The organism is Kitasatospora sp. NPDC057692, from assembly GCF_042799475.1.
Lineage (GTDB): Bacteria > Actinomycetota > Actinomycetes > Streptomycetales > Streptomycetaceae > Kitasatospora.
In genome coordinates, this window is record NZ_JBHVIV010000026.1 from 2,874 (window position 1) to 19,402 (window position 16,529).

Sequence of the window (16,529 nt, forward strand, 5' to 3'; positions counted from 1 at the left end):
CGGGCCCTTCCGACTTGGAGCGCCAGGCCCGGGTCGCACGGACTCTCCCCACTGAAAGTGGGACGTGCTCTGGTAGCACCACTGACGCCTGACGAGGAATCATCTCCCTCGCGACAGGAAGAACACTACCAGGTCGGAACGGGTGCCCGAACCGCAGGAGAACCTTCGGCAACCACTCACCCGCACACGCGGAAGGGCCCGGCACCTGAACGAACAGGTGCCGGGCCCTTCCGACTTGGAGCGCCAGGCCCGGGTCGCACGGACTCTCCCCACTGAAAGTGGGACGTGCTCTGGTAGCACCACTGACGCCTGACGAGAGATCATCTCCCTCGCGACGGGATGAACACTACCAGGCCGGGCGGGGTGCGCCGGACCACGAACGGTCGCCGGCACCGAACCACGCTGCCGTCACAGCTTCATAACGTCCCGTCAGTCGAGTAGCTGTGCCATTGCACATATCACATCATGCTCCCCATGAGAAAAGTCATCGCCTTACTGTCCACCGCCACCGCCATCGCCGTCCTCGGCGGCGCCGTCGCCGTCGGGGCCGAACCCGGGGCCGGCGGGCTCGGCCCCGAGAGCGTGCTCGCCGACACCGGGCAGGGCACCCTGGCGTGGAGCTCGTGCGAGGACCCGGCCACGCCCGCGCTGCAGTGCGCGATGCTCGACGTGCCCGTGGACTACTCCGAGCCGCGCGGACGCAAGATCAAGATCAAGCTGAACCGGCTCCCGGCCACCGCGCCCAAGGAGAAGCGCCAGGGGCCGATCCTGCTCAACCCCGGCGGTCCGGGGAACTCCGGCCTCTGGATGCCCGCCTTCATCTCCGGGCAGATCCCGGCCGACGTCGCCTCGACCTACGACTGGATCGGCTTCGACCCGCGCGGCACCAACGGCAGCGAGCCCCATGTCGTCTGCGACCCCGACTACTTCGACGCCGAGCGCCCCGACTACCAGCCGAGCCAGGGCACCGCGAAGGCCTGGCTGAAGAAGGCCGCCGGGTACGCCTCCGACTGCGCCGCGCAGTGGTCCTGGCTGCTGCCGCACATGACCACCGTCGACAACGCGCGCGACCTGGACAGCATCCGGCGGGCGCTCCACGAGCCGAAGATCAACTTCTACGGCGGCTCCTGGGGCACCACGCTCGGCTCGACCTACGGGCAGCTGTTCCCCTCCCGGGTGCGCCGGATGGTCCTCGACAGCATCGTCGGGCCGACCATCACCTGGTACGAGCACAACAAGCTCCAGGACAAGGAGCACCAGCGCCGCTTCGACGCCTTCGCCGCCTGGACCGCCAAGGCCGACTCCGTCTACCACCTCGGCACCGACCCGGCGGGGGTGAAGCGGGCCTACGACCAGGTCGAGGCCGCCCTGCGGACCGACCCGGTGGACGCCGCCCCGGCCGTCGGGAAGATCGGGCCCGCCGAGTTCGAGGACACCTTCTACGGCGGCGGCTACAACTTCCTGCGCTGGCCCCGGATGGCCACCGTGATCTCCGCGTACGTGAACCAGCACGACACCCGGCCGCTCGCCATCGCCTACAACCGCTACGCGGCCCCCGGCCCGGACGACGGCTCGTTCCCGGCCTACAACGCGGTCCAGTGCACCGAGAACGCCTGGCCCCGCGACTGGGAGTACTGGAAGAAGGACCAGGCCGAGGTCAACGCCGTCGCACCCTTCTACACCTACAACAACATGTGGTACAACGCCGCCTGCATGTTCTGGCCCTACGAGGGCAACCGGGCCGGCCGGCTGAAGATCACCGGAAAGGGCCTGCCGCCCGTCCTCCTCTTCCAGTCCACCGAGGACGGCGCCACCCCGTACGAGGGCGGGCTCGCCATGCGCGACGCGCTGCCCAGCGCCAAGCTCGTCGTGCAGGACGGCGGCAGCTTCCACGAGATCCTGTTCCACGGCAACGCCTGCCTGGACGACGCCTTCACCGCCTACCTCCGCGACGGCAGCCTGCCGAACGGCAAGGGCCGGATCGCCAAGACCTGCGCCCCCACCGCCGAACCCGCCCCGGTCTACGTGACCCCGCCGCCGGCCGCCAAGGCCGCCACCGATACCGCCGCCCCGCTCTCCCCCGCCGACCCCGAGGCCGTCCGCGGCGTCCTGCGCTGACGGACCGCCGGAAACGCGAGCGGGCCCGGTACCTGAAGAGGTACCGGGCCCGCTTGACCATGGAGCGCCAGGCCCGGGTTGCACGGACTCTCCCCACTGAAAGTGGGACGTGCTCTGGTAGCACCGCTGACGCCTGAGGAGGAATCACTTCCTCCCGACAGGAAGAACACTACCAGGTCGGAACGGGTGCCCGAACCGCCGGTGAACGGCGGTCCGGCCGGGTGGTTCGCGCCGGGTGCTCCAGGCCGGGTGGTTCAGGCCGGGTGGTTCAGGCGGCGAGGTCGTAGGGGGTGCGTCCGGTCCGGGGGCTTCCGGTCCCGGGGCGTCCGGGGAGGAGCGCGGGGGCGAGGGCGGTGGCCGCGAGCAGGAGGAGGTGGAGGGCCTCCGGGGCGGACGCGGTGAGGGTGCCGTGGTGGTTCTCGACGAAGCCGTTGTGGAAGAGCCAGGCGGCCAGGCCGATCAGCGGGGCGGCGGGCGGGCGGGAGCGGCGGCCGACGGCGGCGCAGAGGGCGGCGTAGGCGGCGAGGGCCACCCAGGTGGGGCGGAGTTCGCCGAGGACGGCGAGCGCCGGAAGCAGCGCGGCGGAGGCGGTGAGGGAGACCGCGAGCGCCGCCGAGGGGGCGAGGCGGGCCGTCATGCGCTCGCCGTCAGTCGGGTGCGCGGGTGGCGCTGCAGGGCCTCCAGTTCGCGTTGGAGGGGCGGCTTGGGGACGGCGAGGACCGGGCAGCCGGCGTGGCGGGCGCAGTAGGCGGTGATCGACGGGTGCAGGACGCGGGCGAGGGTGCCGCGGCCGCCGGCGCCGAGGACGAGCAGGTCGTCCGGGCGGTCGGCGCAGCGGACCAGGGCCTGGCCGGTCTCGCCGCGGACGGCGATGCTGCGCAGCCGGACGCCGGACCAGGCTCCGGCGAAGGCCTGGTCGAGGGCGTCGCGCAGCCGGGTGGCGGCGGCGTCGCGACAGGCGGACAGCAGCGGCGGGCAGGGCGAGCGGCGGTAGCCGAACTCGCCGCCGACCGGGGTCCAGCAGTGCACGGCGAGCACCTCGGCGTCGAGCCGGCGGGCCTCGGCCACGGCGCGGTGCAGGGCGGCGAGGCTGCCGAGCGAGCCGCTGACGCCGACGACGACCCGGCCGCGGCCGTCGTCCCCGGGGACCGGAAGCCCGGTCGCGCTGGTGAGGTCTGTCGGCTCGTCCGCCATGGTGCTGTCCGTCCTCGCGGGTGGTGGCTGGTGCTGTCGGATCCAGCCAAGCCGGGGCGGAGGGGGGCGGGCGGTTCGTTGACGGAGCCCTGACGCGGGCGGGCCCGGTCCGTACGGGTTCCTGACGCGGCGGCGGAGGCCGCTCAGGCGGTGCCGGGTGCTCAGGCGGTGCCGGGCCCGTCGGCCTCCCAGAGGTCGGCGAACATCCGGTCCAGGTGCTCCTCGCCGATCGGCGGGACCGGCAGCGGGTGGGTGGCCCGGGTGCGGAAGCCGTCGAGCAGCAGGGCGAGGTAGCGGCGCCACAGGTCGGGGCGCAGGTCGGTGGTGGCGGGCAGCGCGCGGCAGAGCGGGCCGAGCATGAACAGCAGGTCCATGGTGACGACGTCGGTGCGCAGGGTGCCCTGCTCCTGGGCGCGGGCGACCAGGGCGCCGACCGTCTCGGCGTTGCGCCGGCTGATCTCGATCATCCCGGGGACGGTCGGGATGGCCTGGGTGACCAGGTCGTTGATGCCCCGGTCGGCGGCGACCAGTTCGAAGATCCGCGCGAAGTAGCGCTCGATGGCGCTCCAGGCGTCCTCGGTGGCGAGCGCCTCGGCGCCGGCCTCGTCCAGCAGATGGGCGGCGTCCGCGAAGACCTCGCCGATCAGCGCCTCGCGGGTCGGGAAGTGCCGGTAGAGCGTGGCGTTGCCGACGCCCGCCTCCTTGGCGATCTGGTCGAGCGGCACGTCCAGCCCGTGCGCGGCGAACAGGTCCCGGGCGGTGGCGAGCAGCAGGTCACGGTTGCGCTGCGCGTCGCGCCGCAGCCGTGCCGGGGGGTTCGCTCCGCCGCCCGTTCTGCTCGTTGCCATGCCCCGACCCTAGCAACCGGGTCGTTTATTGCCGGGCGGGAGCGTCGGGACCCTGCTTGAATCCAGGGCCATGGACACCAGCGCCCAGACCGGCGGGCCGCCCGAACGGCTCCGCCACATCGCGATCCTGCTGTTCCCCGGCGTCGAGGAGTTGGACGCCATCGGCCCGTGGGAGGTGCTCGCCTACTGGACGCGGAACTTCCCCGAGGACGGCTGGCGGGTTTCGTGCGTCTCCCGGGACGGCGGGCCGGTGGAGTGCGCCAAGGGACTCACCGTGCAGGCGCACCACTCGTGGGCGTCGATGCCCGCCCCGGACGTGGTGGTGCACCCCGGCGGGCAGGGCACCCGGCCGCTGCTGGCGGACGAGGAACACCTGGCGCGGGTGCGGGAGCTGGCCGCCGCGGTGCCGCTGATGACCAGCGTCTGCACCGGCGCACTGGTGTACGCGAAGGCGGGCCTGCTGCGCGGCCGGCCGGTCACCACGCACTGGGCCTCGCTCGACCTGCTGGCCGAGCTGGAGCCGACCGCCGAGGTGCGGCGGGAGGACCGGTTCGTCGACGACAGGGACGTGATCACCTCGGCGGGGATCTCGGCGGGGATGGACATGTCGCTGCACCTGGTGGCCCGGCTCGCCTCGGTGGAGCGCGCCCGCCGGGTGCGGTACGGGATCCAGTACGACCCGCGGCCGCCGGTGTAGCCGGGGGTGGGAGGGGCGGTGACCGGGGGGACACCGGTGGAAGAACAGGCGGTGGCGGGATCCTCCGGGCGACGGGGGTGACCTGCGGGGGTCGCGTGCGCCGGATTCCCGGGCACTTCCGGGGGTGGGACGGACGGACCGAGGATGCCCGTGATGGGAACATCCACCCTCGGTTGCAAGGGAGTTCACACCATGCTCCGCCTCGCCACCCGGGCCGTCTCGGCCCTCGCCGCCGCCTCCGCGCTGGCCCTCACCGCCATCACCCCCGCCGGCGCCGACCCGCTCGCGCTGCCGGCTGCGACCGACATCGTCGGCGTGGGGGCAGGCGTCACCGAGACCCTGCTCACTCAGTTCTCCACCGACTACAACGCCTTCCTCGCCGCCTCCGGGGACACCACCTCGGCCCGCCTCTTCAGCTGGGACACCACCGGCACTCCCCAGATCACCACCAAGACCGGCGCGACCCCGATCAACCGTCCGGACCAGAGCGGCGCGGGCCTGGCGGTACTGAACGCCACCACCAGCAGCACCGTCGACTTCGTCCGCACCACCCGCTTCCCCGGCGCCAACGACCTCCCCGGCAACCTGTTCGTGGCGTTCGCCAAGGACGCGGTCAGCTGGGCCGCGCCCGCCGGCGGCAACGCCCCACAGAACCTGACCACGTCCGACCTGTCCAACATCTACAACTGCCGCGTCACCAACTGGAAGCAGATCGACCCCGCACTGCCCGACGCCACCATCGTCCCCGTGCTCGCCGGCCACCTCTACGTCGACCGGTGGGGCGTCACCGGCTCACCGATGGAGTCCTCGGATTTCCTCCTCAAGGCCATCAACTACCCGCCCGCGGGCACCGACGGCCCCAGCGACCGCTCGTGCGTGCGCGTCGTCGAGCGGGGGGACCAGGGCTGGGACGCACTCCTGCACGACCCCAACGCGATCGTCCCCTACTCCGTCGGCCGCTTCATCGGCCAGGCCTACCGCGGACACTCCCGCCCCGGCGACGACCCCGTCATCCTCACCGTCCGCAGCATCGACGGAATCGCCCCGGTGGACTCCTTGGACAGGAGTATGTCCCCCACCTTCTCGAACACGTCCTACGGTCGGGTCCTCTTCAACGTGGTGCGCGAGGCCGACTGGAACAGCGCCTCCACAACGAACGCCCTGCGCAAGGTCTTCGGCAGCACCGGGTGGATCTGCAAGAACGCCGGCGCCACCGCCACCATCAAGAGCTACGGGTTCCGGGTCCTGCCCGTCGGAGCCTGCGGCTCGACGCGCCACGCCTGACCGAACGTCCACGGCCCCTTCCACCACCTGGAGTCCGCCCCGTGCTCCGATTCGCCGCCCGGGCCGCCTCGGCCCTCGCCCTCACCACCGCCCTGGCCCTCACCGCCACCACCCCCGCCGGCGCCGACCCGGCCGTGCTGCCCGCCGCCACTGACATCGTCGGCGTGGGAGCGGGCGTCACCGAGACCCTGTTCACCCAGTTCTCCACCGACTACAACGCCTTCCTCACCGCCTCCGGGGACACCACCTCGCCCCGCCTCCACAGCTGGGACTCCACCGGGACCACGGCGATCACCCCCAAGGCCGGCGCGACCACGATCGCCCGCCCGGACCGGACCGACCCGGGGCTGACGGCGTTGAACGCCACCACCAGGAGCAGCATCGACTTCGTCCGCACCACCCGTGTCCCGAACGCCAACGACCTCCCCGGCAACCTGTTCGTCGCCATGGCGTGGGACGCGGTCAGCTGGGCCGCGCCCGCCGGCGGCAACGCCCCGCAGAACCTGACCACCCACGACCTGTCCGACATCTACAACTGCCGCGTCACCAAATGGAATCAGATCAACCCCGCACTGCCCGACGCCACCATCGTCCCCGTACTCGCCGGCCACCTCTCCGTCGACCGGTCGGGCGTCACCGGCGCACCGATGGAGTCCTCGGACTTCTTCCTCAAGGCCATCAAGTACCCGCCCGCGGGCACCGACGGCCCCAGCGACCGCTCGTGCGTGCGCACCGTCGAACGCGGCGACCAGGGCTGGGACGCGCTCCTGCACGACCCCAACGCGATCGTCCCCTACTCCGTCGGCCGCTTCGTCGGCCAGGTCTACGGCGGCCACACCCGCCCGGGTGACGATCCCGTCATCCTCACCGTCCGCGGCATCGACGGAATCGCCCCGGTGGACCCCACGAACAATCGGATGTCCAGTGCCTTCTCGAACACGTCCTACGGGCGGTGGCTCTTCAACGTGGTGCGCGAGGCCGACTGGAATGGCACCGCGACAGCCGCCGGCCTGCACAAGGTCTTCGGCGTCACCGGGTGGATCTGCAAGAACGCCGTCGCTGCCGCCGCCATCAAGAGCTACGGGTTCCGGGTCCTGCCCGTCGGCGCCTGCGGCTCGACGCGCCACGCCTGACCCGACCTCCCGCGCCCTCCTTCCACGACCGGGAGTCAAGGCCATGCTCCGCCTCGCTGCCCGGGCCGCCTCCCGCGGGTCGGTGACCCGACCACGAACGCGGACGCCGCGATGGCGGGGGAGACGGTAGCCGGGGGGCCACCGGTGGAAGAAGAGTTGGCGGCGGGGTGCGGGCCCGGCGGGAATGACCTGCGGGGACCCGGAACCCCCAGGTTCCTGGGGGTTCCGGGCGCGGGCGGGCGGGCCGAGGATGCCGGTGCCCCGCCCGCCACCGTCCCCGACCGGGAGTCCACGCCGTGCTTCGCCTCGCCGCCCGGGCCGCCTCGGCCCTCGCCCTCGCCTCCGCACTGGCCCTCACCGCCACCACCCCCGCCCTCGCCGACCCGCCCCAACCCGCCGCCACCGACATCGTCGGCGTCGGATCCGGGGTGACGGCAGCGCTGTTCAACCAGATCTCCGCCGACTACAACGCCTCGCTCGCCGCCGCCGGGAACACCACCTCGCCCCGCCTCTACAGCTGGGACGCCACCGGCACGACGTACATCACCCCTGCGGCGGGGGCCGTCCCGATCTTCCGCCCGTCCGGCACCAAGAACGGAATCACGACGCTGGACAACACCGACTCCAAGACCGTGGACTTCGTCCGCAGCAACCGCCCGCCGCAGCCCGGCGACATCCCCACCGACCTGTTCGTCCCCCTGGCGAAGGACGCGGTCAGCTGGGCCGCGCCGACCGGCGGCCACGCCCCCGGCGAGCTCTCGAAGATCGCCCTGAACAACATCTACGCCTGCGCGATCACCAACTGGCGGCAGCTGGGCGCCGCGTTCCCCGACGCGGCCATCCGGCCCGTCCTGCCACCGTACGGCACGGACGCCCGACGGGCGTTCCTCCAGGCGCTCGGCCTCACGGACCGACCCGTCATGCCCGGCTCCTGCCTGACCGAGGTCGCGCAGGAGAACCAGGGCGCGGACGCGATCCTGCACGACCCCGACGCGATCGTCCCCTACTCCGTCGGCCACTACATCGGCCAGGTGTACGGCGGCCACGCCCGCCCCGGCGACGAACCCGGCGCGCTGGTCCCCCGCCCCCTCGACGGGATACTCCCGGTGGACCCGGTCACCCACACCCTCTCCAACATCTTCGGCAACACGGACTTCGCCTACGCGCTCTTCACCGTGGTGCGCCAGAGCGAGTGGAACGCCACCAGCCCCCAGGGAACAGCCCTGCGCGACATCTTCGGCCGGAACGGGTGGATCTGCCGCTCCAACAGCGGCCTGCCCGTCCTCCGCAGCTACGGCTTCCTGCCGCTGCCCGTCGGCGCCTGCGGATCGTCCCTGCACGCCTGATCCACCACCGGTCCTCTTCCCAGAGCGGGAGTCCACTTCGTGCTTCGCCTCGCCGCCCGGGCTGCCTCGGCCCTCGCCCTCGCCCTCGTCTCCACCCTCGCGCTCACCACCACCCCCGCGCTCGCCGACCCGCCCCAGCCCGCCGCCACCGACATCGTCGGGGTGGGAACGGCGATCACGGAGCAGCTGTTCAACCAGCTCTCCACCGACTACAACGCCTTCCTCACCGCCGCCGGAAACACCACCTCACCCCGCCTCTACAGCTGGGACACCACCGGTACGACGTACATCACCCCCAAGACCGGGGCCACCTCGATCTACCGGCCGAACACGAGCAACGCGGGCATCACGGCGTTGACCATCACCACCAGCGGCACAGTCGACTTCGCCCGCAGCACCCGCGGGCCGCAGGTCGGCGACGTGTCCAGTACCGTGTTCGTCGCGATGGCGAAGGACGCGGTGAGCTGGGCCGCCCCGACCGGCGGACACGCCCCCGGCAGTCTCACCACCGGCCAGCTGGCCGACATCTACGCCTGCAACGTCACCAACTGGCGGCAGATCGACCCGGCCCTGCCCGACGCGACCATCAAGCCGGTCCTGCCGATCATCTCGTCGGAGGTCCGCCAGATGTTCCTGCGCTCCGTGGGCCTGACGGGCCTGCCCGGCGTCGGGAACTGCGTGGTCAGCGGCGTCGAGGAGAACCAGGGCACCGAGGCGTTCCTGCACGACCCCGACGTGCTCGTCCCGTACTCCGTGGGCCGCTACGTCGGCCAGGTCTACGGCGGGCACGCCCGTCCGAGCGACGAGCCCGGCGTGCTGGTCCCCCGCGCCGTCAACGGGATCGCCCCGGTGGACACGTCCAATCGGCAGATCAGCCAGCCGTTCGCCGCGACGGCCTTCAGCCGGGTCCTGTACAACGCGGTGCGCGAGGCCGAGTGGACGGCATCCGACGCCCACGGCCAGGCGCTGCGCGACATCTTCGGCCGGTCCGGGTGGATCTGCCGGACCAACGGCGGCGCACCCCTCATCCGCAGCTACGGCTTCCTGACCATCCCCGCCGGCGCCTGCGGCTCGACCACGCACATCTGAACCACCACCCACCCTTTCCCGAAGGGGAGTTCACGCCATGCTCCGCCTCGCCGCCCGGGCCGCCTCGGCCCTCACCCTCGCCTCCGCCCTGGCCTTGACCGCCACCACCCCCGCCCTCGCCGACCCGCTGTCCCAGCCCACCGCCACCGACGTCGTCGGTACGGGATCGGCGACCACGGAGCAGCTGTACAACCGGCTCTCCACCGACTACAACGCCTCCCTGGCCGCCGCCGGGGACACCGTGTCCCCCCGGCTGTACAGCTGGGACGCCACCGGGGCGTCGCCGATCACCCCCAAGGCCGGTGCGGCGGCCATCAGTCGCCCCTACGGCCCCAACAGCGGTATCACCGCGCTGACCGCCTACCCCGACACCGTCGACTTCGCCCGCAGCAACCGCGGCCCACAGCCCGAGGACCCGGTCACGGACACCTTCGTGGCCCTGGCCAAGGACGCGGTGGCCTGGGCCGCCCCGGTCGGCGGCAACGCTCCGGTCAACCTCTCGGCGTCCGAGCTGCGGCTCATCTACAGCTGCCTCCACACCAACTGGCGGCAGATCAGCCCGTCGCTGCCCGACGCCGAGATCCGGCCGGTCCTTCCCCGCTTCCCGTCGGAGACCCGTCGGGCGTTCCTCCAGATGCTGGACAGTCTGGAGGGCCCCGGCCCGTTCCCCACGCCCGGTCCGTGCGTCACCACCGGCGAGCAGGAAAACCAGGGCACCGACGCGCTCCTGCACGACCCCAACGCGATCGTCCCCTACTCGGTCGGCCACTACATCGGCCAGGTCTACGGCGGACTCGGCCGGCCCGGCGACGAGCCCGGCCTCCTCACGCCGCGCGCGATGAACGGGATGGCCTCGCTCGACCCGGCCGCGGCCGTGGTCCCGGCGGCCTACTCCGCGAGCTTCGGATTCGTGCTCTACACCGTCGTGCGCGAGGTCGACTGGATCAGCCCGGGCGCCCGCGGCCAGGCGCTTCGCAACATCTTCGGCCGGACCGGCTGGGTCTGCCGGTCCCCCGACGCGCAGTACGCCATCCGCATCCACGGGTTCCGGCCACTGCCCGCCACGGCCTGCGGCTCGACGACGCACTCCTGACACCACCCTCCGTCGGCCCCGGGCGCGCGGCGCGTCCGGGGCCGACGGCTTGCCGGGGCGGGGTCGGCGACGGGCGCCCGGGCGGAGCACGGCCCGAGGCTGTCGGCCTCCTCACACCCGCCGCGCAATCCCGCCCCGCGCTCCGCGCTCCCCCTAGGGTGATCTTCGTCGGCGCGGACCCGGATCACGCGATGGGGTGGAACAGATGGGCGTCTCCTTGACAGCGCACCAGCTGATCGGGCTGCTGGTCGACCCCGGAAGCTACCGGAGCTGGGACGAACCCACCGCCGGGTCCGCCGCCGAGCCCGCCGACCCCGGCTACCGGGCGAGCCTCGCCCGGGCGCGGGAGCGGACCGGCGTGGACGAGGCGGTGCTCACCGGCCTCGGCCGGATCGGCGGGGAGGCGGTGGCCCTGGTCGCCTCCGAGTTCGGCTTCCTCGGCGGGTCCATCGGCGTGGCCACCGCCGAACGGATCACCCGCGCCGTGGAACGGGCCACCGCCGAACGCCTCCCGCTGGTCGCCCTGCCGGTCTCCGGCGGGACCCGGATGCAGGAGGGCACGGCCGCCTTCCTCTGCATGCTGCGGATCACCGCCGCCGTCCAGGCCCACCGGGCGGCGGGACTGCCGTACCTCACCTACCTGCGCAACCCGACCATGGGCGGGGTGTTCGCCTCCTGGGGAACGCTCGGGCAGCTGGTGTTCGCCGAACCGGGGGCGCGGCTGGGCTTCCTCGGCCCGCGGGTGTACGAGGAACTGCGCGGCGTCGAGCTTCCCCCCGAGGTCCAGTGCGCCGAGACGCTCGCCGAACGCGGCCTGGTGGACGCGGTGGTGGAGCCCGAGGAACTGCGCGAGGTGCTGCGCCGCTCGCTGTCCGTCCTGACCCGCCGACCGCTGCCCGTCCCCACCGCCGGACCCGCGGCGTCCGCCGAACCCGCCGAACCCGCCGAACCCGCGGAGCGCCCCGACGCCTGGGAGGCGGTCCTGCGCACCCGCCGACCCGACCGCCCCGGCACCCGCGAGCTGCTGCGCCGCACCGCCGAGGAACTGGTCCTGCTCGACGCCCCGGGCGGCCGCGACGGCGCGCTCGTCCGGGCGCTCGCCGTCCTGGACGGGCAGCCCGCCGTGGTCGTCGGCCAGCAGCGCCAGGCCGGCGCCCGGGAGCGCCCCTTCACCACCGCCGACCTGCGCGCCGTCCGCCGCACCGCCCGCCTCGCCGAGCAGCTCGGCCTCCCCCTCGTCACCGTGGTCGACACCGCGGGCGCCGAACTCTCCGTCCAGGCCGAGCTGGACGGCGTGGCCGTCGAGATCGCCCACTGCCTCACCACCCTGCTCGCCCTGCGCACCCCCGTCCTCGCCGTCCTCCTCGGCCAGGGCTCCGGCGGCGGCGCCCTGGCCCTCCTCCCCGCCGACCGCGTCCTCGCCGCCGCCAACGCCTGGCTCGCCCCGCTCCCGCCGGAAGGCGCCTCCGCCATCGTCCACCGCGACGGCGCCCACGCCCCCGAACTGGCCCGCGCCCAGGGCATCACCGCCCACGACCTCGCGGCCGTCGGCCTGGTCGACACCGTGGTCCCCGAACTCCCCGACGCCGCCGACGAACCCGCCGCCTTCTGCGCCCGCCTCGGCCACGCCGCCGCCACCGCCCTGGCCGCCCTCACCGCCGTCCCCGAACGCACCCGCCTCACCGCCCGGGCCGCCCGCCACCGCCGTCTGGGGGACGTCCTGGCCGCCGAGTGACCCGCACCCGGTCCGGTGCCGGCCCGCCGGGGCGCGAGCGGCCCGGGCCCCGGGCCGGGGTCGTCCGGATGGCCGGACCCGGGTGCAGCGCTCCTGACTGCGGATGACGATGCGAGGAACCGCGACGCGCACGACGCCGAAGGAGGGGGCCATGGCAGGTCTGGCTCGCATTCCCCTGGAGGACGGCGGCTGGGTGCTGATCGAGGCACCCGGCGGCGCGGAGGGGCCGGTGAAGGCCGGCCGGGTCGGCGAGGCCATCCGCGAGCTGCCGACGACGCTGCGGGGAGCCCTCGTCCCGGTCACCACGGCCGCCCACGTGGCGCTCGACGAACTGCGCCGGATCGGTCCCGACGAGATCGCGGTGGAGTTCGGCGTCGACCTCTCGGTCGAGGCCGGGGCCGTGATCACCAGGAGCGGCGCCAACTGCCACCTGCTGGTGAGAGCGCTGTGGCGGCAGGGCGGCCCCGGCGCTCCGGCCGCCGGCCGACCCGGCCCGTCCGGTGGCTGAGGCGGACCGGCCGCCGATCGGTGGTCGCGCGGGTGAGCTGCTTCCGGCCGTGGCCCAGGTGCTCGGGCCGGACGGCGCGGTCGTCGGAGCGGGCTTCCTGGTCGGCGAGGACGTCCTGCTGACCTGTGCCCACGTCGTGCGCGCCGCCGGGGCCGGCCCCGGCGAACAGGTGCGGCCGGCCTTCCCCAACGTGGCGGGCGCGCCCCTGGTCGAGGGCGACGTCCTGGCGGAGCCGTGGCGCGAGCACGACGGCGAGGACGTGGCCGTCGTCCGCCCGGCCCGGACCGTCCCGGGGACGGCGGCGTTGCCGCGGGGTTCCCCGGAGGGCTGTCGGGGCCACCAGGTGCGGTCGTTCGGGGCCGGCACGATCCGCAACACGGCCACCTCCACCGGAACCCCGCCCCGCGGCGAGCCCCCGGTGTCGCCGCCGTCCGAGACCACCGTCCTGTCCAACGGACAGGGCGCCCTCGACCTGGTCAAGACCGCCGAAACCACCGACGTCAACGGCAACGGAAAGACCGACACCGGCGACACCATCCAGTGGAAGCTCACCGTCGCCAACCAGGGCACCATCACCGTCACCGACATCAAGGTCAACGACCCCACCGCCGGCGAAGTGACCTGCCCCCGGACCAGCCTGGCCCCGGGCGGGACGATGACGTGCACCACCAAGCCCCACACCGTCACCACCGACGACGCCCAGCGCGGCAAGGTCGTCAACACCGCCACCGCCGCCGGCAACGGAGCCACCTCCCCCGAGGCCACCGCCACGGTCAAGGTCGAACCCGAACCGGTCGCGCCCGGCAAGCCCGCGGCCCCCGAGCCGACCGGCATCCTCGCCCGCACCGGCACCGCCGTCCTCACCGTCGCCGGCATCGCAGGCGCACTGCTGATCATCGGCGGACTCACCCTCGCCCTCACCAGGCGCCGCCGCAACCACTGAGATCAGTGACCGGCTGTATGACTGGTGCCCCGCCGGGTGTCGCGGATTCCATCCGTGCCACCCGGCGGGGCACCGGCACGAGGCGGCTCGGACCACTCGAAATCCCAGTCCCGGCACACCCGTTGTGGTGCCGGTCTCAGATCAACCGCGACTCGGCGTGGAGTCGCCCGTGGCGGTGGGTGACGTCCGGGGGCGCCGGGCGGTGAGGGCGCTCACAAGGATTCCCTCGGCACGACGGGCGGTAGTGCTCGGGCCGGTACCGCGGCGGGGACGGCTGCGCCGCAGGTCAGCGGGCCCGGCGGGGGGCCTTCGAATCGACGGTGCGCGAGATCGCTACGACGCGGCGTCGTAGCGGAGGGGTCTTGGCAGCGGGCAAACCCATCTGGCAACAATTGGTCTCGTCGCCGGCCGCACTCGGTACCTGTCCCACCGGAGTGCGGCTCTTCACCACGACTGTCCGGCGCACGCCCCGCGACCGTTTCGGCCCCTGTCCGGCCACGGTCCGGGCGGGGCGAACGCCGGCCCAACCTGATTGAGGTCTTGTTCTTCATGCCCGCTTTCAAGCTTCGTATGCGCACCTCTGCCGCCGTTCTCGCCGGCGCCGCCGCCGTGACCGCCCTCGGTGCCGGCCTGGTGCCCGCCACCGCTTCGGCCGCCACGCCGCAGACCATCGCCGCGCAGATCGTGCCCGCGAACCAGCTCGCCTCGTTCAGCCAGATCATCGCCCACGAGTCCAGCTGGAACGTGACCGCGACCAACCCGTCCTCGGGCGCGTACGGCCTGGCGCAGGCGCTGCCGGGTTCGAAGATGGCGACGCACGGCGCCGACTGGAAGACCAACCCCACCACCCAGATCCGCTGGGCGCTGGACTACATGAACGACCGCTACGGCAGCCCGAACAACGCCTGGGCGTTCTGGCAGACCCACCACTGGTACTGAGCCGACCAGCGGTAGTCGACTTCACCGGACCATCTGTCCCCCCTCACCCCGGGGTCGGACAGGGACCACCGGGGTGACCGAAGGCCCGGCCGCGCGCAATCCGCGCGGCCGGGCCTTCGGGCGTTCCCGGACCGTCACGCTCCGTACCGGGCCGATCCGCCCCGGACGGGACGGCCCCGCTCCGCGCACGGCCGCCCGGATCCGGCTCGGATATATTCGGGCCGAGACGAAGTCCCGCCACGCCGCCGTTCGGGCCCCGCCCGGCCCCGCCCGAGGAGCACCCGGTGCCCAAGTCCCCCCGCACCCCGGCGACCGCCACCACGCAGACCGTGGCGCAGGTCAACCAGACCGTGCTGCTGGAGGTGCTGCGCCGGCACGGGTCGCTGTCCCGGCAGCGGCTGGCCGCCGAGAGCGGGCTGTCGACGGCGACCGTGCACCGGCTGGTCGAGGTGCTGCGCACGGCCGGCCTGGTCGTGGTGGAGGCCGAGCGGGCACCGTCCAGCGGCGGCCGCCCGCCGCAGCTGATCCGCTACAACGCCGGGGCGCAGACCGTCCTGGCGGTGGCGATGCGGCCGCGCCGGATCGTCGGGGTGGTCACCGACCTGCACGGCGCCGTGCTGCACGAGGCCGAGCACCACTGGGCGGCCGGCCTGGGACCGGAGCGCGACCGCGAGCCGTCCGCCGAGGACCTCACCGGGCCGCTGCTGGCCCTGGTCGAGGGGCTGCGGGCGTGGGCCGCGCGGCACGCGGGCGCGCCGCGCGCGCTGGTGGTGGGGGTACCGGGGGTGGTCCGCGACCGGACCGGGCTGGTCGAGTTCGCCCCGGCGCTGGACTGGCCCGGCCTGCGGCTGCGCACGCTGCTCCAGGAGCGGCTGGGCGTCCCGGTGGCGGTCGAGAGCAATGTGGACCTGGTCGCGCTGGCCGTCCAGCACGGCGAGGAGGCCGCCGGGGTGGGCGACCTCGCCGCGGTGGTGGTCGGGATCGAGGTCGGCGCCGGGATCGTGCTGGGAGGCCGGCTGCACCGGGGCCGGCTGGGGTCGGCGGGGGCGCTGGGGTATCTGATGGGCGACCGCCGGGCGCTGGACCGCCCGCTGGGCCGCACCGGCGACACCCAGGCGCGGATCGGGGACCACGCCGTCGACCGGCGGATCGCGGAGGCCGGACTGACCGTCTCGGGGACGTCGGCCGAGCGGGTGGCCGAGCTGTTCCGGCTGGCCCGGGAGGGCGTGCCGGCGGCGGTGCGGCTGGTGGACGAGTTCACCGACGACCTGGCCCTGCTGGTGGCCAATCTGACGAGTGTGCTGGGGCCCGAACTCGTCGCGCTCGGCGGGCGGTTGCTCTGGGAGAGCGGCGGCGAGATGCTGCCCGCGATCGAGTCCCGGCTGCAGGGCCGGGTCCCGGTGCTGCCGCGGCTGGTGATGGTGCACTCGACCACCACGGAGCTGGTGGGCGCCGCCGCGGCCGCCGTCCGACTCGTCGACGGGGCCACCTTCATCACGCACTGAGCCGACCCGGCCGGGCCACACCCCGGCCACACCCCGGCCACTCTCCGGGCCGCATCCGGGCCGCCCCCCGCCCCACTATTTCTCAGTGTGATAGAAA

15 protein-coding genes are annotated in these 16,529 nt (G+C 73.7%); 12 read left to right on the forward strand and 3 right to left on the reverse strand.

Annotation, left to right across the window (positions count from 1 at the left end; all coding sequences use genetic code 11):
• Nucleotides 1-474 precede the first annotated feature (474 nt).
• Nucleotides 475-2,118 carry an alpha/beta hydrolase gene (locus ACFVFS_RS16700; protein ID WP_380624694.1) on the forward strand — a complete coding sequence of 548 codons (1,644 nt, stop codon included), beginning with the start codon at nucleotides 475-477 and terminating at the stop codon, nucleotides 2,116-2,118.
• A gap of 268 nt (nucleotides 2,119-2,386) precedes the next feature.
• Here the strand turns inward: ACFVFS_RS16700 and ACFVFS_RS16705 are convergent, their stop codons facing one another.
• The 3 genes from ACFVFS_RS16705 to ACFVFS_RS16715 all read right to left on the reverse strand — a co-directional run bounded on the left by ACFVFS_RS16705 (nucleotide 2,387) and on the right by ACFVFS_RS16715 (nucleotide 4,160).
• On the reverse strand, nucleotides 2,387-2,755 hold the full coding sequence (locus ACFVFS_RS16705; RefSeq protein WP_380624696.1) for a hypothetical protein: 369 nt from the start codon (nucleotides 2,753-2,755) through the stop codon (nucleotides 2,387-2,389).
• Nucleotides 2,752-3,312, reverse strand: coding sequence for a universal stress protein (locus ACFVFS_RS16710; RefSeq protein ID WP_380624698.1), 561 nt, complete (start codon nucleotides 3,310-3,312; stop codon nucleotides 2,752-2,754). The genes ACFVFS_RS16705 and ACFVFS_RS16710 overlap by 4 nt, the downstream gene beginning before the upstream one ends.
• Before the next feature lie 161 nt (nucleotides 3,313-3,473).
• Nucleotides 3,474-4,160: a TetR/AcrR family transcriptional regulator gene (locus tag ACFVFS_RS16715; protein ID WP_380624700.1), complete on the reverse strand. Its 687-nt coding sequence runs from the start codon at nucleotides 4,158-4,160 to the stop codon at nucleotides 3,474-3,476.
• Between the two features lie 70 nt (nucleotides 4,161-4,230).
• Between ACFVFS_RS16715 and ACFVFS_RS16720 the strand changes: the two genes are divergently transcribed.
• From ACFVFS_RS16720 to ACFVFS_RS16770, 11 genes are all read left to right on the forward strand, one after another.
• Nucleotides 4,231-4,857 (forward strand): DJ-1/PfpI family protein, encoded by a 627-nt coding sequence (locus ACFVFS_RS16720; RefSeq protein WP_380624702.1) that lies wholly within the window; start codon nucleotides 4,231-4,233, stop codon nucleotides 4,855-4,857.
• Between the two features lie 192 nt (nucleotides 4,858-5,049).
• On the forward strand, nucleotides 5,050-6,141 hold the full coding sequence (locus tag ACFVFS_RS16725) for a substrate-binding domain-containing protein (RefSeq protein WP_380624704.1): 1,092 nt from the start codon (nucleotides 5,050-5,052) through the stop codon (nucleotides 6,139-6,141).
• A 41-nt stretch (nucleotides 6,142-6,182) separates the two neighbouring features.
• Nucleotides 6,183-7,274, forward strand: coding sequence for a hypothetical protein (locus ACFVFS_RS16730; RefSeq protein WP_380624706.1), 1,092 nt, complete (start codon nucleotides 6,183-6,185; stop codon nucleotides 7,272-7,274).
• A gap of 296 nt (nucleotides 7,275-7,570) precedes the next feature.
• Complete coding sequence (locus tag ACFVFS_RS16735) at nucleotides 7,571-8,620, forward strand: substrate-binding domain-containing protein (RefSeq protein WP_380624708.1); 1,050 nt, start codon at nucleotides 7,571-7,573, stop codon at nucleotides 8,618-8,620.
• Nucleotides 8,621-8,659: 39 nt separating this feature from the next.
• Nucleotides 8,660-9,709 carry a substrate-binding domain-containing protein gene (locus ACFVFS_RS16740; protein WP_380624710.1) on the forward strand — a complete coding sequence of 350 codons (1,050 nt, stop codon included), beginning with the start codon at nucleotides 8,660-8,662 and terminating at the stop codon, nucleotides 9,707-9,709.
• Between the two features lie 37 nt (nucleotides 9,710-9,746).
• Nucleotides 9,747-10,802, forward strand: a complete 1,056-nt coding sequence (locus ACFVFS_RS16745) for a substrate-binding domain-containing protein (protein WP_380624712.1) — start codon at nucleotides 9,747-9,749, stop codon at nucleotides 10,800-10,802.
• Between the two features lie 205 nt (nucleotides 10,803-11,007).
• Nucleotides 11,008-12,537 carry a carboxyl transferase domain-containing protein gene (locus ACFVFS_RS16750; protein WP_380624714.1) on the forward strand — a complete coding sequence of 510 codons (1,530 nt, stop codon included), beginning with the start codon at nucleotides 11,008-11,010 and terminating at the stop codon, nucleotides 12,535-12,537.
• A gap of 151 nt (nucleotides 12,538-12,688) precedes the next feature.
• Complete coding sequence (locus ACFVFS_RS16755) at nucleotides 12,689-13,045, forward strand: CU044_2847 family protein (RefSeq protein WP_380624716.1); 357 nt, start codon at nucleotides 12,689-12,691, stop codon at nucleotides 13,043-13,045.
• Between the two features lie 49 nt (nucleotides 13,046-13,094).
• Complete coding sequence (locus ACFVFS_RS16760) at nucleotides 13,095-13,988, forward strand: trypsin-like peptidase domain-containing protein (RefSeq protein WP_380624718.1); 894 nt, start codon at nucleotides 13,095-13,097, stop codon at nucleotides 13,986-13,988.
• A 549-nt stretch (nucleotides 13,989-14,537) separates the two neighbouring features.
• The gene (locus tag ACFVFS_RS16765) at nucleotides 14,538-14,927 is read left to right on the forward strand and encodes a transglycosylase SLT domain-containing protein (RefSeq protein ID WP_380624720.1); all 390 of its coding nucleotides are present in this window, start codon (nucleotides 14,538-14,540) and stop codon (nucleotides 14,925-14,927) included.
• A 284-nt stretch (nucleotides 14,928-15,211) separates the two neighbouring features.
• Nucleotides 15,212-16,432, forward strand: a complete 1,221-nt coding sequence (locus tag ACFVFS_RS16770; RefSeq protein ID WP_380624722.1) for an ROK family transcriptional regulator — start codon at nucleotides 15,212-15,214, stop codon at nucleotides 16,430-16,432.
• Nucleotides 16,433-16,529: the final 97 nt, after the last annotated feature.